This window comes from Brevundimonas sp. EAKA, from assembly GCF_000698025.1.
Taxonomy (GTDB): domain Bacteria; phylum Pseudomonadota; class Alphaproteobacteria; order Caulobacterales; family Caulobacteraceae; genus Brevundimonas; species Brevundimonas mediterranea_A.
Map to the genome: position 1 here is coordinate 1 of NZ_JMQR01000071.1, position 15,656 is coordinate 15,656.

A 15,656-nucleotide genomic window follows, 5' to 3' on the forward strand; every position below is an offset into this window, starting at 1 on the left:
CGTCCCGCCCTGGACCAGAAGGATGATCCCCTATTCCCGACCACCGATCCCTTACTGGTCAAACGGAACCTGACGCCACAGGAGCGCGCCGACCTCGTCGCCTTCCTGGAAGCGCTTTAGCCTCAGACGGCGTAGACCCTCAGCCGGTTTCCGTCCGGGTCGCGCGCCACGAAGCCGCGCCCGGCATCCATCTCCATCGGCGGAATCAGGATGCGTGCGCCCCGGTCCCAGCAGTCGATATGGGCCTGTTCGACGGCGGCCGGGTCGTCGAGCGGGAACTCCAGCTCGCGCCCCTCGCCCGCATCGGCAGGGGCCCGCCGCATCAGGCCCAGCGCTCGACCCGAGCGCATCATGAACAGGGCGCGGTCCGGCCCCGCCATCAGGGGCCGGCGCCCCAGAAGGCCCGAATAGAAGCGGGCGCTGGCCTCGGGGTCGGCCACCGCCAGAAGAATGTCGTCGATGTCAGTCATGTTCGCCCTCCGCCTTCTACGAGAACAAACCTAGACCGGACTACTGCCAGTTCCTGTCAGCATGATGCAGAGCGATCGCGGCTTTCCTGCGCCTCGCGCCAGGTCTTCAGCAGGGCTTGGCGCGAGGTGGGATAGCGGGCCTCCATAACCTCGGCCTCGACGATCCGGTCGGTGCGGAAACTGCGGAAATCCTGCCGCAGTTCGCACCAGGCCAGCAGCAGCCGGACCCGGTCGAAGAAGACCAGGGCGAAGGGCCAGACCACCCGTTCCGACGCCGCCCCCGCCTCGTCGCGATAGCAGAGCCTCAGCCGCCGCTCGGTGCGGATCGCCTTCCTCAGCAGGGCGGGATCGACCAGATCGGTCGGAAAGGGCGCGCCCGGCACGACCAGCAGAGCCGAGGTCTCCATCTCGTCCCTCAGGTCCGGCGGCACCACCGCCGCGATCCGCGCCAGCGCGCCCAGCGCCGCCTCGCGCATCCGCGCATCGGCCCGGTCGGCCACCCAGCGCGAGCCCAGCACCAGGGCCTCCACCTCCTCCGGCGTGAACATCAGCGGCGGCAGCAGAAAGCCCGGCTTCAGCACATAGCCGACCCCCGGCTCCCCCTCGATCGTCGCCCCCTGGGCCTGCAGGCTGGCGATGTCGCGATATAGGGTGCGCAGACTGACGCCCGTCTCCTCGGCCAGGGCACGCCCGCTGACCGGCCGGCGACGTCGCCGCAGGGCGTTCAGAAGATCGAGCAGACGTTCGGACCGGGACACGTCGCGATCCTAGCAGACCTGCTGCCAGAAAGCGGCGGCATCCATCCTCCTCAACCCCGTCGGGGGCGCCGACCACAACCCCTCCAACCAGGTCGAGCCCCGCTTCACCGCCGCCGACTGGACCCGCGACGGCGAGATCATCACCATCCGCCACACACTCCCCGCCTCGTCCACGCCCCGCTACATCCGCGTGCGCGGCACCAACGGCGCCGAGCTTGAGCCCACGCCCGACCCCGCCGGCGAAGACCCCTGGAGCGACCTGTGGTTCTACGCCAACCCGGTGTTCCTCACGCCGCAAGGGTGAGGGGGATCGGTCCCTTGTGACCGTTCCTCGCGCCCGGCGGGTTGTGCACACGAACTTCGGAGTGTAAGAGCCCAGCCCCGAAGACGAGAGACCCATGTTCACCCACTACGTCCCCATGAATGCGCCCAAGGGCTTGGACCGACTGCCGGTCCAGGGCGAATGCGCATGCGTGAGGGGTAGGTAGGGAACGACCGGTCATCGACTTCGGTTTTCCAGCAACCCCTCCCGCCACCGGCCGGAGGGGTTTCTTGTATCCGCAAGCGACGTCTCTCCGTCCGGTCCGGGAGGATCACAGACAGAGAAGGAGACGTCGGCCATGTCAGGCTATGACGTGATCGAAGGCTCGGGCGCGCCAATCAAGGCGTGGACCCGAGGGGTGCCCATCGAGGATGCGGCGCTGAAACAGCTGAAGAACTTGGCCTTGCTGCCGTTCATTCACAAACACGTCGCGGTCATGCCGGACGTGCACTGGGGCATGGGCGCGACGGTGGGGTCGGTGATCCCGACCGTGGGGGCCATCATCCCGGCCGCCGTGGGCGTGGACATCGGCTGCGGCATGATGGCGGTGCGGACCTCGATCCGCGCCGAACACCTGCCCGACGACCTGTCGGCGATCCGCTCCGCCATCGAGGCCGCCGTTCCGCACGGTCGGACAGACAATGGCGGGCGCAACGACAAGGGCGCCTGGGCCGCCGAACCGCCGGCCTCGGCCGTGACGCGCTGGGTCGATCTGAAGGCGGGCTATGACGCCGTGGTGGAGAAACACCCCAAGGCGGCGCACCCGCGCGGCTTCGGCCACCTGGGCACGCTGGGCACGGGCAACCACTTCATCGAGCTGTGCCTCGACGAAGCGGGCGACGTGTGGGTGATGCTGCACTCCGGGTCGCGCGGCGTGGGCAACCGGTTCGGGACCTATTTCATCGAACGGGCCAAGCACGAGATGCGTCGCTGGCACATCAACCTGCCCGACCAGGACCTGGCCTATTTCCCGGAAGGGACGGACGGCTTCGTCGACTATGTGCGGGCGGTGTCGTGGGCGCAGAAGTACGCGCGCGCCAACCGCGAGGTGATGATGGACAGCGTGCTCGGGGTGCTGAAGGCCTTCTGGCCGGATCTGGAGACGACGCAGGAAGCGGTGAACTGTCACCACAACTACGTCTCGAAGGAGAAGCATTTCGGCAAGGACGTCTTCCTGACCCGCAAGGGGGCCGTATCGGCCAAGGACGGCGAACTGGGCATCATCCCCGGCTCTATGGGGGCGAAGTCCTTCATCGTGCGCGGCAAGGGCAATGCGGACTCGTTCTGCACCTGCTCGCACGGCGCCGGTCGGGCCATGAGCCGGACCGAAGCCAAGCGCCGCTTCACGATCGAGGACCACGTCCGTGCCACCGAGGGCGTGGAATGCCGCAAGGACGCCGAGGTGATCGACGAAACCCCGATGGCCTATAAGGACATCGACGCGGTCATCGCGGCCCAGACCGACCTGATCGAGGTCGTGCACACTCTACGTCAGGTGGTGTGCGTCAAGGGATGACGGGAGCCGGTTCCGCCGCAGGGTGGGGCCGGCTTTCGTCGTTCTGAGTTTAGTGAACCGCGGTCAACGGCTCCGCTTTGGTCTCCCAACGCCGTCCTCCTGGGTGCATCAAAGCCGTATGTGTCGAAAGGGGCTCGCCCGTCAGATCCAGAAGCGAAGCTATGCGCGTGGTCTCGGCCTTCAGCATGGCCTCCAGACTGTCCCATTCGGCCGCAATGTCGTGGGCGTCCGCGTGATGCGTCAATCGAATCCGTCCCACGTCGTCGATGATAAAAACTCCGCGTGAGGACCAGCCGACCGCTCCGCCGATAACCATCTGCCCCTCATCCATTCCGGCAGGTCTTCCGATGAGATTTCCGTAGTCGATGCTTATAGGCTGTCCCGCGCCAGGCCCTACCGACCGATCCATACTGTGGATCACGCCGTAGAGATTGAGGCCCACAAATCTAAGACCGTTGGCGGCGGTCTCCAGGAAGCGTGTGTAGTCATTGCGAGAACAGTTCGCTCCGGACAACCAGCCGTTCAGATCGCCGGCGGCCAATGGGTCGTAAAGTCGCGTCATATAGGCGAACGGTCCGACATGAGGCTGCGGCCTCAAGAGATCACCCCCCGCGACCCGCCGAGGCGGTTCGCCGAGAAGATCAGCAAACCAGTTCAGAAGCGCAGGCCGGTGCAAGCGAGCCCCCCTAAGCCGCCTCGTCCTTCGGCATCACATCCCCCACCGTCGGACGGTTCTCCGCGCGCGTCAGCAGGATCTCCCTCGGCTTGACGATCTCGCCGCAGCAGCCGCAGGCGATGCGCGGCGTCAGGGTCTGGCCGCAGGTCGAGTGGACCATTTCGATGCCGCAGTCGGTCTCGCCATAGACATGTTTGGCGCCCCAGCCGTGCAGGGTCACCAGCACCCCGTACAGGTCCTTGCCCTTGGCGGTCAGCACATATTCGTTGCGCGGCGGCCGCTCGGAATAGGGGCGCGGCTCCAGCACCCCGTGCTGGACCAGGCTTTTCAGCCGCGCGGCCAGGACGTTGCGCGCCACGCCCAGATTGTCCTGCCACTGTTCGAACCGGCGCACTCCGTTGAAGGCGTCGCGGATGACCAGCAGGGTCCACGGATCACCGATCACCTCCAGCGTGGCGGCGATGGAGCAGCTTTGGCGGCTGTAGTCTGCGGTGCGTCCCATGCCACAAAAGTGACCCCGCGTCAGCCGCTTGGCAAGAGGGTTGCCAAACCGAACCCGCTAAGTCAGTCTTGTTTGGCAACGGACTGACGGACCTCCCGGTTCGCCGACCTTGTTCCTTTGACTGGCGGAGGGCTCTGCGCTCAAGTCGCGAAGCGTAGCGCAACTTGAAAACTAGCCTTCCGCCTCTTCTTCGCCTGACGCAGGATCGCGCCCATGGCCCATATGACGACTCCCATCTCCCTCGACGCCGCCCTGGCCTTCCACACCCTGGACGACGGCGGCCTGTCGGCGCCCGTGCCCGGTCATTTCTCCAACGGCCCTTCCGGCATGGCGCCGGAGAAGGGCTTCCCCTTCGGCGGCCTGCTGGCGGCCCTGTGCGCCCAGTCGATGCGTCGGGGCCTGTCCCTGACCGCGCCGCTGCGGACCCTGTCGGTCCAGTATCTGTCGGCGGCCCGGTTCGGTGAACAGGTCGCCTTCCGGCCCCGCCTGCTGCGCGGCGGCCGCAACGTCGTCTATGCGGCGGTCGAGGCCGAACAGGACGGCCGCATGACCCATCACGCCACCGGGACCTATGGACTGGACGGCGACACCACGCCCCTGACCCCGCTTCATCTGCCGCCGCCCCCGCTGGACAGCCTGAACCCCGCCGCCACCATCCAGGGCCCTATGTCGCCCCACTTCGCCCAGCACGTCGAATACCGGTTCGACGGCGGCCCCAACATCCTGGGCGGCAATAGGGGCAAGCCGGTGATCGAGCGCACCTGGATGCGGATGGCCGATCGCCGCCCGCTGGACGAGGTCGGGCTCTGCTATCTGCTGGACGCCCTCTATCCCCCGGCCTGGACCGCCTCGTCCACCCCGGCGCCCATGACCACCGTCGATCTGCGCATCGACATCCTGACCGACCCGACGCCTGAAACAGCGCCCGAGGGCTGGGCCTTCTTCGAGTTCCGGATGCTGGACCTGGGCCTGGGCTGGACGGTGGACGAGGCGACCGCCTGGGGCGCGGACGGAACCCCGCTGGCCATCGCGCGACAGCGGCGCAAACTGCTCCCGCAACGCACGGCCTGACCCGGCGACGGTCAGGCCCTGTTCACCATTCGGCTGTAGGCTCCACATATCACGAGAGACTCCTCCGATGACCGACCGCCGCCCCCTGCGCGCCGCCGCACTCCCCGTCCTGCTGGGGGCAGCCCTGCTACTCCAGGGCTGCGTCGTCGGCGCCGTGGTCGGCGGAACCGCCGCCGTCGTGGGCGGCACGGCCAAGGCCACCGGCGCAGTCGTCGGCGCCGGCTTCGACGCCGTCACCACCTCCGACGAGGAAACCCGCGAACGCGAACAGCGCGAGTACGAGCGCGACCAACGTCGCTGCGAACAACGGCAGCGTCAGGGCAAGAGCTGCTGACAGGCTGAGGCAAGCCGCCTTCCCTTCAGTGGGCGAGAGAAAGCCGTGCTAATGTCGGGGCATGACCCCGACCGTCCTGATCCCCGGCCTCGTCTGCACGGCCGAACTGTTCGCGCCGCAGATTCCTGCCCTGTGGTCGCACGGCCCGGTCACCATCGCCTCGACGCTGGAGGGCGACACCATCGCCGGGATGGCCGCCGCCATCCTTCGCGACGCCCCGCCCCGCTTCGCCCTCGGCGGCCTGTCGATGGGCGGCTATGTGGCGCTGGAGATTCTGCGCCAGGCGCCGGAGCGGGTCGTGAAACTCGCCCTGCTCGACACCGCCGCCCGCCCCGACACGCCCGAACAGTCGACTCAGCGCCGCGCCCTGATCGCCCGCGTCGAGGCCGGCGAGCTGGAAGCCGTGCTGCACCAGATCGCGCCCAACCTGCTGCACCCCGATCATCGCATGGACCAGCGCCTGATCGAGCTCCAGGTCCGCATGGGCCTGGCCCTCGGCGCCGCCGGCTTCGTGCGACAGCAGATCGCCATCATCGGCCGCATCGACTCGCGCCCGCGCCTGGCCGACATCAAGGTTCCGACCCTGGTCCTGGTCGGCGACAAGGACGCCCTGACCCCGCCGGATCGTTCCGAAGAAATGGCCGCCGCCATCCCTGACGCCCGACTGGTCGTCGTGCCCAACTGCGGCCACGCCTCGACGCTGGAACAGCCCGAGACGGTCAATGCGGCGCTGGCGGAGTGGCTGAACGTCTAAAGACTCAGCACGCACCGCTCGTTGATCGTCGGCCGCGCCACCTGCACCCGGCACAGGCCAGGCCAGGCCGGCTTCAGGGTCTTGGCGAACCACAGGCACAGGTTCTCCAGGCTGGGCAGTTCCAGCCCCTCGTGCTCGTTCAGCATGCCGTGGTCCAGCTGTTCCGCCGCCGCCCTCAGCGCCCGGTCCAGCGCCCCCAGGTCCGCGACCCAGTTGTGCTCGGCGTCCAGGGTCTCGGAACGGATCGTCGCCTCGACCGTGAAGGAATGGCCGTGGACGCGACGATAGATGCTGCCCTCGGGTTCGTTGGGGAAGTGGTGGGCGGCGTCGAACGTCGCCTGTTTGGTGATTTCGAAGACGGGCATTAGCGGACGCCGATATACTTGTGGGTCTGGACGCTCAGGCGCCACTGGGGATGGGTCAGGCAGTATTCGATGGCGGCGGCGGTGTTCTCCGCCTGGTCGGGGCCGTCCATGGGCTGGAGCCAGAACCGTTCGAACGCCAGGTGTTCGAACCGCTCAGGCAGGGCCTTGGGCTGCGGATAGACCAGCTTCAGCTCCTGGCCCTTGATCTGGATCAGGCCCGCGTCCGCCTTGGGACTGACGCAGATCCAGTCGATCCCGTCCGGCGCCGCCAGGGTGCCGTTGCTCTCGATGGCGATCTCGAAACCGCGCGCGTGCAGGGCCGCGACCAGCGGCGGGTCCAACTGCAACAGGGGCTCGCCGCCGGTGCAGACCACCAGTTTCGGATCCCCTGCCCGTCCCCGCCACATCGCCGCAACATGATCGGCCAGCAGGTCGGCGCTCGCGAACTTGCCGCCGCCGTCCCCGTCCACGCCGACGAAGTCCGTGTCGCAGAAGCTGCAGACGGCGCTCGCCCGATCCTGCTCGCGCCCGCTCCACAGATTGCAGCCGGCGAAGCGCAGGAAGACGGCCGGCCGGCCCGCCTGCCCGCCCTCGCCCTGCACCGTCAGAAAGACTTCCTTGGCCGAATAGGTCACGCCTTGGCGCCTTGGGATGCGACCCAGTCTTCATAGCCCGCCGCGCGCAGTTCACAGGCCGGGCATTCGCCGCAGCCATAGCCCCAGGCGTGACGGTGCGTCCGGTCGCCCAGGTAACAGGTGTGGCTGTCCTCGATGATCAGTTCGACCAGAGCCTCGCCCCCAATCCGGTCGGCCAGTTCCCAGGTCTGCCCCTTGGTCAGCCACATCAGCGGGGTGTCGACTACCACCGGCTTGTCCAGCCCCAGCGACAAGGCCCGCGCCATGGCCTCCATCGTCTCGTGGCGGCAATCGGGATAGCCGGAATAGTCGGTCTCGCACATGCCGCCGACCAGCACCTCCAGCCCGCGCCGATCCGCCAGGGCGGCGGCCGCCACCAGGAAAATCAGGTTCCGCCCCGGCACGAAGGTGGTCGGCAGGCCGCGCGCGTCCATCTCGATCTTGCGATCCGCGGTCAGGGCGCTCTCGGCGATCCGGCCATAGCCGGTCAGGTCCACCACATGGTCGTCGCCCAGCCGGTCGGCCCATTGCGGCAGGGCCGTCTTCATCCCGGCGCGCACCGCCTGGCGCGCCTCCATCTCGACCCGATGGCGCTGGCCATAGTCGAAGCCGACCGTCTCCACCCGCTCGAACCGCTCCAGCGCCCAGGCCAGGCAGGTCGCGCTGTCCTGCCCACCGGAGAACAGGACCAGGGCCGATGTCGGAGACTTTTCCAGGATGACGCTCATGACGAATCTGCGGTCGGCCGGTCGGCCGCGCGCATGCACAAAGGGATGGGGACCCATATGGGTCAGGGCGGCCTTCTACACCAGAGGGGCGGACGGCGCAAAATCCGGGTGGCCAGTCCGCACCTGACGCCGCATTTCATCCACGAAACTTTTTGATCCGGCTTAACTAATCCGCAAGCGCTTCCGGTCAAGGTTGTCAGGGAGTAAGGAGTTCTGGGCAGTATGCCGATCATTGAGACCCTTTCAGAGCGGCCCGAGCCCATCGCCCCGTCCACGCTCGGCTGCGCGGTGCTTGCGCGTTTCGAGCGCGAACCCGACACCCTGGTCATCCCGGTTGTCGAGAATGGCCGTCCCGTGGGTCTGGTCGAACGCACCGCCTTCCTTCAGAAAATCGCCGGCCGCTTCGGCCACGCCCTTTACGACAACCGCCCCATCAGTTTCGCCATGGACGCCGAGCCTGCGGTCGTCGAAGGCGACACCCGGATCGACGCCTTCTCCGACATCATGTTGCGCGGCGGTCCCGCCGCCCTGCTGCGCGGCTTCATCGTCACCAGGAACGGCCGGTATCAAGGGGTCGGCACAGCGGCGACCCTGCTCAAGGCCGCCACCGATCGCCAGCGTGAATACGACGCCCGGATGGCCGATCAGACCGCCATCCTCAACGACACCCGCGCCCAGGCCATCGCCGCCGCCCGCGCCAAGAGCCAGTTCCTGGCCATCATGAGCCATGAGCTGCGCACCCCGATGAACGGCGTGCTGGCCGTGGCCGAACTGCTGCGCCGCCAACCTCTGAACGAGGCGGCCCAGGCCCACGTCCAGACCATCGTCGATTCCTCCGAAAGCCTGCTGCGCATCCTTCAGGACGCGGTCGACCTGTCCAAGGCCGAGGCGGGCGAGCTTGAGCTGAACCCCGTCCCCACCCCGCTCCGCGCCGTCATGGACGACGTCCAGTCCCTGTGGGAGCCGCGCGCGTCCCAGGACGGCGTGACCCTGATGGTCGGTTACGAGGGCGACACCGAACTGGCGGCCGTCATCGACGGCGTGCGGCTGAAACAGGTGTTCAACAACCTGATCGGCAACGCCCTGAAATTCGCGCGCAACGGCATGGTCGAGGCCCGGCTCAAGGCATGGGTCGAGGGCGACCAGATCCGCATGCAGGCCCGCGTCCGCGACGACGGCCCCGGCCTGGACGCAGACCGCGTCGATTCCGTCTTCGAACCCTTTGTGCACGGCTCGGGGCCTGACGGCGCCGGCCTGGGCCTGTCGATCTGCCGTCAGGTGGTCGACCGCATGGGCGGGCGCATCTGGGCCGAGAACAACCAGGGCCGCGGCGCCACCTTCGCCTTCGACCTGACCGCGCGCCGCGCAGTGGTCGAGGCCGAGACCCCGTCGAACGTGTCGGACCTGTCCGAGCTGAACCTCCAGTCCGCCCCGCACATCCTGATCGTCGACGACAATGCGACCAACCGCGTGGTGGCCCAGGCCCTGTGCGAAATGTTCGGCTGCAGCTCGGAACTGGCCGAAGACGGGATCGAGGCGCTCCAGGCTGTTCAGGAAAACCGCTACGACCTGATCCTGATGGATATCAAGATGCCGCGCATGGACGGCGTCCAGGCCACCCAGGCCATTCGCGCCCTGAACGGTCCGGTCAGCCGCATTCCCATCGTCGCCCTCACCGCCAACGCCGATCCGGAAGACGCCAAACACTATCTGTCCATCGGCATGGCCGCCGTGGTCGAGAAGCCGATCAAGCCCGAACGCTTGCGCATGGCGATGAACGCCGCCCTCTCGACGACCCAGGCCGCCGCTGCCGATGACAGTGGCCAGGGCGATGGTGAGGACGCCCGGGCTCCAAAGCGCCGCGCCGCCCGTCGCGCCTGACGCGCGTCAGGCCCTGGCTCAGTCTGGCCGGACCTCCAGCGCCTCCTCATCCTCCTCGTCATAGCCCACGAGGCGCAACGCCCGCGCCTTCTGGCCGTTCAGCTCGGCCCATCGCAGCAGCCCCTCCTCGCGGCCGTGGGTGATCCAGATCTCGTCGGGCTTCAGCTCTTCGAAGGTGGCGACCAGTTCGCCCCAGTCGGCGTGATCCGACACCACCAGCGGCAGTTCCACGCCCCTCTGGCGCGCCCGCGCCCGCACCCCCATCCAGCCGGACGCAAAGGCCGTCACCGGATCGGCGAAACTGCGGGCCCAGCGATCCTGGATCGCCGACGGCGGCGCGATCACCACCTCGCCGCCCAAGGCGCCCTTGCCCAGACCCCGCGCCGGCAGGACCGGCCCCAGGTCGATCCCCTCGCGTTCATACAGGGCGTTCAGCCGCTCCATCGCCCCGTGGACATAGATCGGCCGCTCCCACCCCGCCTCGCGCAGGCTCATGATGATCCGCTGCGCCTTGCCCAGGGCGTAGGCGCCGACCAGATGGGCGCGTTCCGGGAACTGACCCAGCGACCGGACCAGCCGTCCGATCTCCTCCTCGGTCGGCGGATGGCGGAACACCGGCAGGCCGAAGGTCGCCTCCGAGATGAAGACATGACAGGGCGTGGGCTCGAACGCCGGGCAGGTCGGGTCGCGCCGGCGCTTGTAGTCGCCCGACACCACCATGGTCAGGCCCTTCCACCTCGCCTCGACCTGGGCCGAGCCCAGCACATGGCCGGCCGGGACCAGCCGCAGGTCCACGCCGTTGACCGCGGCGGCCTCGCCATACTCCACAGCCCGCATCTGCCCCGCGAACTCGGCGCCATAGCGTTCGGCCATGATGGCCAGGGTCTGGCGTGTCGCCAGCACCACGCCGTGCCCGGCCCGCGCATGATCCGAATGGCCGTGGGTGATCACCGCCCGATCCACCGGCCGCACCGGATCGACGTAGAAGTCGCCCGGCGGGCAATACAGGCCGGCGGGCGTGGGGTGCAGCAGGTCTTCGGGGCGGATCATGGGACCGTAACGCTCTCGACGCCGTCGGGTCCCCCCTCCATACAGGAGACGATCATCGGATTCACGGGCGTTCCTTTCGCATGCAAGACAGTTTCGTCGACACCATCCTGCCCCAGCTGGCGACGGGGTCCGCCCACACCAGCGCGCTGGGCTTCGTCTTCGACGGCCTGCACGAGGGCGATCCCCGCATTCGCGTACCCTGGCGGCCCGATCTGGTCGGCGATCCCGACACCGGCGTCCTGGCCGGCGGCCTCGTCACCACCCTGCTGGACCACATCGGCGGCCTGGCGGTCTGGACGACCATGGCCGAGTTTCAGCCCATCGCCACCCTGGATCTGCGGGTGGACTATATGCGCGCCGCCCATCCGCGCGTGGACCTGCTGGCCCAGGGGAAATGCTACCGGCTGACGCCGACCATCGCCTTCGTCCGGGCCTGGGCCTTCGAAGAAGACCCATCCGACCCGGTCGCGGCGGCCCAGTCCGCCTATGTGCTGAACCGCGCCCGCCCGCACCGGGAAAAGACGGCCGCCAACCGTGAGGCCACGGCATGAGCGACCTTCTCGAACGCATCCCCTACGCCCGTTTCCTGAACCTTCAGACCCTGGTCAGCGGCGACGAGATCACCGTCATCCTGCCCTTCGCCGACCGGCTGATCGGCAATCCCATGCTGCCGGCCCTGCACGGTGGTTCGACGGCGGCCCTGCTGGAAATGACGGCCATGGCCCAGGTCGCCCTGGCCTTCCCCAGCCCGCGCCTGCCCCGCCCGATCAATGTCACAGTCGCCTATCTGCGCACCGGCCGCCCGGTCGACGTCTTCGCCCGCGCCAGCATCAGCCGCGCCGGCCGCCGCGTCGCCCATGTCCAGGCCGAGGCCTGGCAGGAAGCCCGCAGCCAGCCCATCGCCTCCCTGACCGCCCATTTCCTGCTGGACAATCCCTAGGCCTTTCAGCGGCTTCGGCCGGGCGAAAACAGAAACGACACCCTGTTCGTCGAACAATCGACGCTAAAGGCGCGCACGACCATCACGGTTAACAAGACTCTACCAAGCAAGGTTAATCCATGTTAAGCTTACATCTCTTGTAAACCTTGTTTTAGGGGCTTTCTATGGAACGGACCGAAGTCATCGCCAGCGTCGCCGGCGATCTCCACGCGACCGAACACGCGATTGACGCCGCCATCACCCAGGCGACGACGCTGGTTCAATCCTTCATCGGCGCCCGCGCCGCCCTGTCCCTTTCGCCCGTCGCCGCCACGGCGTCGCAGGCCAAGGCCATGGAAACCATCGCCGCCCTCGCCGCCGCCCGCGAGTCCATCGTCGCCTGCCACGCGGCTCTGCAAAAAGATCACCGTCGTATGGGTTACGGCGTCTACGCCGCCGGTCCGCTGGCCAAGCCCGACGACTGGCTTGATCCGAAAGAATCCCGCTCGACGGCTCACCTCCGTTCGGTTGCGTGAATTCTTGGTAAGCTTAGCGGACTGACATTCTCACTTAACCAGAGTCGGTTCATTATCGCCCTCGCGCATCCTGCGCGGGGGCGATTTGGTATGCTCAACATCGTTTATGCGATCGTGGGCGCGATCTTCATGGTCGGCATGGCGCTTTTCGCCTTCTTGAAGGGCGGACCAAACGAACGACTGGGCGCAGCAGCCTATCTGCTCGCGTGGTTCGCATCGCTTGTGATGCAGGAAATGGAAGGCTTTCGCGGCATGCCTTTCAACGTATTTCTGATCGACGCTGCGCTTCTGTTGGCCTTTGTCGGCCTGGCATGGCGATCGCGCGCATCATGGCCGGTTTGGGCAAGCGGCCTTCAACTCGTGGCGGTCATGGGCCACCTCATGGTCCTGACGGGTCAAAGAGTGCCACTGGCCTCGCTTTACACCGTCACCAACTTTATCAGCTACCTCATCATCCTCTGCATCGGCGTCGGCACCTTCTGGGCCTGGCAGGAGCGCAAGGCCGAGGCCGAGTTTGCGTCTAGGTAGAAATTGGCGAATATGCCCGTGGCGACGTGAACACCAATTTAGCAGAAGGCTTCTTCAGCGTCTTCAAGAAGGGCATGAAGGGCGTCTATCAGCATTGCTCTGAAAAGCACCTGAACCGCTGCGTCACCGAGTTCGGCTTCCGCCATAACACCCGCGTTCTGCTGGGCTTTGACGACAGCGCCCGCAACGATGAAGCCCTCAATGGCACGGTCGGAAAGCGCCTGACCTATCGGCGGACTGACCAAGCCTACGTTTAAGTTTCAGGCTTTGCGTCTGACGCGTCTGCGTCGGAAGAAGCCTTCTTCTTCTTTTTCAGACTCTGATTAGGCTGCGGTGGGGTGGCGAGCATTCGCTTGATCACTTCGTCGCGGCGTTCGGCCGTGGGGTCGTTCTGCATAATGGAAAAACCGTTCGATAGCGCCAAGCTAATCCTTCAAGAGGCGGAAGAACACATCGGCACATTCAACGCGCTCGCCGAGGCCTTCGTTCGCCCAAATAATTGGACCCATCGTGTAGATGTCGATCCTCAGACTGGCGAGCAAGTATGCAAGATCATCTTCAAAACCGATATCCCCCCCAAGCTCACAATGAGGGCTTACGATATATTTCGGTACGCGAGAGACGCCCTGGATCACGCCCTTTACGCCAGCGCGAAACTCACTTCCGGGAAAGAGGACCCCAAGAGGTGCAAGTTTCCCTTCGGTGACACCCCCCAAGAGCTCGAATCCGAAATCGATCAAAGAAAGTGCGAGGATCTCCATGCTCAGGTTCTGAAGCTCGTCATAGCCAGCAAACCTTACGAGGCTGGAGATCGCACCCTTTGGGCCATGAACAAAATCAGGAACGGCGACACCCACAAAGTACTCACCCCCGCCACTGTCGGCTCTGGATACGGGATCGGCAACGGAGTCATGAACAATGTCATGCTTGTCAGCGCTAATGAATGGCGATCGACCAGTCGCCAGTTGACTTACTTGCGTATCAGTATGGATGCGGCAAGTCAGTTCGAGCTTCAGTCCGCCCCTACAATAGCGATCAATAGCGCTTTCGGACTCGGCGGCCCCGCCTCTCAGAGATTCCGAGATATCCACGACACGGCTAGCGGGCTCGTGGCCGCTGTTGAAGCGGCCACGGTTGACGCTATCAAATGAAGCGCCTCGCAGGTTGATCGGTGCCAGCCTGTCATCGCAGGCCATATGGAATTCCTTCCGGCATGCAAAGCGCATGCTTAGGTAGAAATTCCTAATCCCATCCCCTAAACTCCCCCGACTCAGTCGCGGGAACCCCATGCCCCTGTCGCACGCGAAACTCTGGAAGGCCGTGGACGCCCTGGCGCGGCGCGAGGGGTTGTCGCCGTCGGGGCTGGCGCGGCGGGCGGGGCTGGATGCGACCAGTTTCAATCCGTCCAAACGGTTCGGCGCCGGCGATCCGCCCCGTCCGCGCTGGCCCTCGACCGAAAGCATGACCCTGATGCTTCAGGCGACCGGCGTCTCCCTGGCCGAGTTCGCGGCCCTGGCCGACGACGCGCCGCCGACGTCCACGACCGTGCCCCTGCTGGGCCTGGCCCGCGCCGGCCTGGACGGTTTCTTCGACGACGCCGGCCTGCCGGTCGGCGACGGCTGGGATCAGACCGAACTGCCCCGGGTCAACGCCACCACCTTCAGCCTGCGGATCAGCGGGGATTCGATGGCGCCCCTGTATCGCGAGGGCGACCGCGTCATCGTCGACCGCGGCGACCCCGCCGTGCGGCGCGGCGACCGGGTCGTGGCGCGCCTGACCTCGGGCGAGGTGGTGGCCAAGGAGCTGACCGGCCTGACCGCCCGCGCCGCCACCCTGTCCTCGATCAACCCCGACTATCCGCCCCGGATCGTGCCCCGGCGCGAGATCGAATGGATGGCCCGCATCCTGTGGGTCAGCCAATAGAAAGCCCCGCCCGGCGAACCGGACGGGGCCAGGCTCAAACGGCGAACCGTGAGCCTTCGACTGTCCCGGCGGCGGAACCGGACGGGGCGTAAGCAGCCCGCCGCCGAAAACAGTCTTTCCGCAAGCGACCCTTAGCGGGTCACGTAATTCGCATTGACCCAACCGCCGCCGGCGATCTGGATCCAGTCGCCTTGCGAGGCGACGGCCGTGAACTGTTGGCCGGCCGACAGGCTGCCCGCCTGGCGGAAGCCGGTGCCGGGGCCGCTGCGGATGCGCAGGTTCGTGCCGGCGCGATAGGTGTTGGCGTTGGCCTGGGCCGCGGCGCGGGTGCGCTGCTGGTTGCAGCCGATATAGGAGCCGGCCGCCGCGCCGGCGCCGGCGCCGACCACGGTCCCGGCCGTGCGCTCGTTGCGCGCCAGGTTCGAGCCGACCACGCCGCCGACGACCGCGCCGATCAGGGCGCCCACGCGTTGACGGCCGCCGGGGGCGTCGCAGTTGGTCACGCCATTGGCCTGGGCCTGGGCGGCCATGGGGGCGACGGTCACCAGGGCGGCCAGCGCCGCAGCCGTGGCCAGACCCGTCTTCAGAAACTTGCTCGACATAACTCTATCTCCTGTCATCGGGCTTGCCGATGAGGAGACAATGCCCGGCCGAACCTGAAGGCTCCCGGAGCTTCGCCGTTATTTTC

Annotated in this window: 21 protein-coding genes and 1 pseudogene; 11 read left to right on the forward strand and 11 right to left on the reverse strand. The window is 66.8% G+C overall.

Annotated features, from left to right (window positions below; genetic code table 11):
* Nucleotides 1-122: 122 nt before the first annotated feature.
* Together ER13_RS11020 and ER13_RS11025 are read right to left on the reverse strand one after the other, a co-directional pair.
* Nucleotides 123-470 carry a VOC family protein gene (locus ER13_RS11020; protein WP_035309238.1) on the reverse strand — a complete coding sequence of 116 codons (348 nt, stop codon included), beginning with the start codon at nt 468-470 and terminating at the stop codon, nt 123-125.
* A gap of 56 nt (nt 471-526) precedes the next feature.
* Entirely contained in the window at nt 527-1,228 is a 702-nt protein-coding gene (locus tag ER13_RS11025; protein WP_035309240.1) for a YafY family protein, read from the reverse strand.
* 620 nt (nt 1,229-1,848) lie between these two features.
* Between ER13_RS11025 and ER13_RS11030 the strand changes: the two genes are divergently transcribed.
* Complete coding sequence (locus tag ER13_RS11030) at nt 1,849-3,066, forward strand: RtcB family protein (protein WP_035309241.1); 1,218 nt, start codon at nt 1,849-1,851, stop codon at nt 3,064-3,066.
* A 49-nt stretch (nt 3,067-3,115) separates the two neighbouring features.
* On the opposite strand, the gene ER13_RS18445 is transcribed toward ER13_RS11030, so the two are convergent.
* Both ER13_RS18445 and ER13_RS11040 read right to left on the reverse strand, forming a co-directional pair.
* On the reverse strand, nt 3,116-3,742 hold the full coding sequence (locus ER13_RS18445; RefSeq protein ID WP_154727025.1) for a hypothetical protein: 627 nt from the start codon (nt 3,740-3,742) through the stop codon (nt 3,116-3,118).
* A gap of 10 nt (nt 3,743-3,752) precedes the next feature.
* Entirely contained in the window at nt 3,753-4,244 is a 492-nt protein-coding gene (locus ER13_RS11040) for a helix-turn-helix domain-containing protein (protein ID WP_035309245.1), read from the reverse strand.
* A 213-nt stretch (nt 4,245-4,457) separates the two neighbouring features.
* On the opposite strand from ER13_RS11040, the gene ER13_RS11045 reads away from it, so the two are divergent.
* The 3 genes from ER13_RS11045 (at nt 4,458) to ER13_RS11055 (ending at nt 6,403) form a co-directional block, all read left to right on the forward strand.
* On the forward strand, nt 4,458-5,315 hold the full coding sequence (locus ER13_RS11045; RefSeq protein ID WP_035309247.1) for an acyl-CoA thioesterase II: 858 nt from the start codon (nt 4,458-4,460) through the stop codon (nt 5,313-5,315).
* 67 nt (nt 5,316-5,382) lie between these two features.
* Entirely contained in the window at nt 5,383-5,649 is a 267-nt protein-coding gene (locus ER13_RS11050) for a hypothetical protein (RefSeq protein WP_035309249.1), read from the forward strand.
* A 61-nt stretch (nt 5,650-5,710) separates the two neighbouring features.
* A complete protein-coding gene (locus ER13_RS11055; protein WP_035309251.1) occupies nt 5,711-6,403 on the forward strand; it encodes an alpha/beta fold hydrolase in 693 nt (230 codons plus the stop codon).
* On the opposite strand, the gene ER13_RS11060 is transcribed toward ER13_RS11055, so the two are convergent.
* Genes ER13_RS11060 through queC form a run of 3 tightly spaced genes read right to left on the reverse strand, consistent with a single transcriptional unit; the run spans nt 6,400 to nt 8,131 of the window.
* Complete coding sequence (locus tag ER13_RS11060; RefSeq protein WP_035309254.1) at nt 6,400-6,768, reverse strand: 6-carboxytetrahydropterin synthase; 369 nt, start codon at nt 6,766-6,768, stop codon at nt 6,400-6,402. The two genes, ER13_RS11055 and ER13_RS11060, sit on opposite strands and share 4 nt — an antisense overlap.
* Nucleotides 6,768-7,403 carry a 7-carboxy-7-deazaguanine synthase gene (gene queE / locus ER13_RS11065; RefSeq protein ID WP_035309255.1) on the reverse strand — a complete coding sequence of 212 codons (636 nt, stop codon included), beginning with the start codon at nt 7,401-7,403 and terminating at the stop codon, nt 6,768-6,770. The genes ER13_RS11060 and queE overlap by 1 nt, the downstream gene beginning before the upstream one ends.
* The gene (gene queC, locus ER13_RS11070; protein ID WP_035309257.1) at nt 7,400-8,131 is read right to left on the reverse strand and encodes a 7-cyano-7-deazaguanine synthase QueC; all 732 of its coding nucleotides are present in this window, start codon (nt 8,129-8,131) and stop codon (nt 7,400-7,402) included. The genes queE and queC overlap by 4 nt, the downstream gene beginning before the upstream one ends.
* Before the next feature lie 222 nt (nt 8,132-8,353).
* On the opposite strand from queC, the gene ER13_RS11075 reads away from it, so the two are divergent.
* The gene (locus tag ER13_RS11075) at nt 8,354-10,012 is read left to right on the forward strand and encodes a response regulator (protein WP_035309259.1); all 1,659 of its coding nucleotides are present in this window, start codon (nt 8,354-8,356) and stop codon (nt 10,010-10,012) included.
* A gap of 18 nt (nt 10,013-10,030) precedes the next feature.
* On the opposite strand, the gene ER13_RS11080 is transcribed toward ER13_RS11075, so the two are convergent.
* On the reverse strand, nt 10,031-11,062 hold the full coding sequence (locus tag ER13_RS11080) for a ligase-associated DNA damage response exonuclease (protein WP_008259765.1): 1,032 nt from the start codon (nt 11,060-11,062) through the stop codon (nt 10,031-10,033).
* An 80-nt stretch (nt 11,063-11,142) separates the two neighbouring features.
* On the opposite strand from ER13_RS11080, the gene ER13_RS11085 reads away from it, so the two are divergent.
* The 5 genes and pseudogenes from ER13_RS11085 to ER13_RS11105 all read left to right on the forward strand — a co-directional run.
* Nucleotides 11,143-11,613 carry a PaaI family thioesterase gene (locus ER13_RS11085; protein WP_035309261.1) on the forward strand — a complete coding sequence of 157 codons (471 nt, stop codon included), beginning with the start codon at nt 11,143-11,145 and terminating at the stop codon, nt 11,611-11,613.
* Complete coding sequence (locus ER13_RS11090) at nt 11,610-12,002, forward strand: PaaI family thioesterase (protein ID WP_008260356.1); 393 nt, start codon at nt 11,610-11,612, stop codon at nt 12,000-12,002. The genes ER13_RS11085 and ER13_RS11090 overlap by 4 nt, the downstream gene beginning before the upstream one ends.
* Nucleotides 12,003-12,166: 164 nt before the next feature.
* Nucleotides 12,167-12,517 carry a hypothetical protein gene (locus tag ER13_RS11095; RefSeq protein WP_035309262.1) on the forward strand — a complete coding sequence of 117 codons (351 nt, stop codon included), beginning with the start codon at nt 12,167-12,169 and terminating at the stop codon, nt 12,515-12,517.
* 90 nt (nt 12,518-12,607) lie between these two features.
* A complete protein-coding gene (locus tag ER13_RS11100; RefSeq protein WP_035309264.1) occupies nt 12,608-13,045 on the forward strand; it encodes a hypothetical protein in 438 nt (145 codons plus the stop codon).
* Between the two features lie 8 nt (nt 13,046-13,053).
* Nucleotides 13,054-13,302 (forward strand): annotated as a pseudogene (locus tag ER13_RS11105) (transposase); the annotation flags it as partial.
* Here ER13_RS11105 and ER13_RS18670 read toward each other — a convergent pair.
* Entirely contained in the window at nt 13,299-13,469 is a 171-nt protein-coding gene (locus tag ER13_RS18670; RefSeq protein ID WP_197019773.1) for a hypothetical protein, read from the reverse strand. The pseudogene ER13_RS11105 and the gene ER13_RS18670 overlap by 4 nt on opposite strands.
* 1 nt (nt 13,470) lies before the next feature.
* A complete protein-coding gene (locus ER13_RS18450) occupies nt 13,471-14,241 on the reverse strand; it encodes a hypothetical protein (protein ID WP_155988143.1) in 771 nt (256 codons plus the stop codon).
* Between the two features lie 91 nt (nt 14,242-14,332).
* Here ER13_RS18450 and ER13_RS11115 point away from each other — a divergent pair, with 91 nt between their 5' ends.
* Nucleotides 14,333-14,968 (forward strand): helix-turn-helix transcriptional regulator, encoded by a 636-nt coding sequence (locus ER13_RS11115; protein ID WP_008263968.1) that lies wholly within the window; start codon nt 14,333-14,335, stop codon nt 14,966-14,968.
* A gap of 131 nt (nt 14,969-15,099) precedes the next feature.
* Here ER13_RS11115 and ER13_RS11120 read toward each other — a convergent pair whose 3' ends face one another.
* Complete coding sequence (locus tag ER13_RS11120; protein ID WP_035309269.1) at nt 15,100-15,570, reverse strand: SH3 domain-containing protein; 471 nt, start codon at nt 15,568-15,570, stop codon at nt 15,100-15,102.
* Between the last annotated feature and the right edge of the window lie 86 nt (nt 15,571-15,656).

Excerpts from the sequence above, each read along its gene's own strand:
- ER13_RS11095 (WP_035309262.1), top strand. The coding sequence starts at position 12,167 with ATGGAACGGACCGAAGTCATCGCCAGCGTCGCCGGCGATCTCCACGCG.
- ER13_RS11085 (WP_035309261.1), top strand. The coding sequence starts at position 11,143 with ATGCAAGACAGTTTCGTCGACACCATCCTGCCCCAGCTGGCGACGGGG.
- ER13_RS11020 (WP_035309238.1), bottom strand. The coding sequence starts at position 470 with ATGACTGACATCGACGACATTCTTCTGGCGGTGGCCGACCCCGAGGCC.
- ER13_RS11115 (WP_008263968.1), top strand. The coding sequence starts at position 14,333 with ATGCCCCTGTCGCACGCGAAACTCTGGAAGGCCGTGGACGCCCTGGCG.
- ER13_RS18450 (WP_155988143.1), bottom strand. The coding sequence starts at position 14,241 with ATGGCCTGCGATGACAGGCTGGCACCGATCAACCTGCGAGGCGCTTCA.
- ER13_RS11090 (WP_008260356.1), top strand. The coding sequence starts at position 11,610 with ATGAGCGACCTTCTCGAACGCATCCCCTACGCCCGTTTCCTGAACCTT.
- queC (WP_035309257.1), bottom strand. The coding sequence starts at position 8,131 with ATGAGCGTCATCCTGGAAAAGTCTCCGACATCGGCCCTGGTCCTGTTC.
- ER13_RS11030 (WP_035309241.1), top strand. The coding sequence starts at position 1,849 with ATGTCAGGCTATGACGTGATCGAAGGCTCGGGCGCGCCAATCAAGGCG.
- ER13_RS11100 (WP_035309264.1), top strand. The coding sequence starts at position 12,608 with ATGCTCAACATCGTTTATGCGATCGTGGGCGCGATCTTCATGGTCGGC.
- ER13_RS11040 (WP_035309245.1), bottom strand. The coding sequence starts at position 4,244 with ATGGGACGCACCGCAGACTACAGCCGCCAAAGCTGCTCCATCGCCGCC.
- ER13_RS11075 (WP_035309259.1), top strand. The coding sequence starts at position 8,354 with ATGCCGATCATTGAGACCCTTTCAGAGCGGCCCGAGCCCATCGCCCCG.
- ER13_RS11045 (WP_035309247.1), top strand. The coding sequence starts at position 4,458 with ATGGCCCATATGACGACTCCCATCTCCCTCGACGCCGCCCTGGCCTTC.
- ER13_RS11050 (WP_035309249.1), top strand. The coding sequence starts at position 5,383 with ATGACCGACCGCCGCCCCCTGCGCGCCGCCGCACTCCCCGTCCTGCTG.
- ER13_RS11060 (WP_035309254.1), bottom strand. The coding sequence starts at position 6,768 with ATGCCCGTCTTCGAAATCACCAAACAGGCGACGTTCGACGCCGCCCAC.
- ER13_RS11120 (WP_035309269.1), bottom strand. The coding sequence starts at position 15,570 with ATGTCGAGCAAGTTTCTGAAGACGGGTCTGGCCACGGCTGCGGCGCTG.
- ER13_RS11055 (WP_035309251.1), top strand. The coding sequence starts at position 5,711 with ATGACCCCGACCGTCCTGATCCCCGGCCTCGTCTGCACGGCCGAACTG.
- ER13_RS11080 (WP_008259765.1), bottom strand. The coding sequence starts at position 11,062 with ATGATCCGCCCCGAAGACCTGCTGCACCCCACGCCCGCCGGCCTGTAT.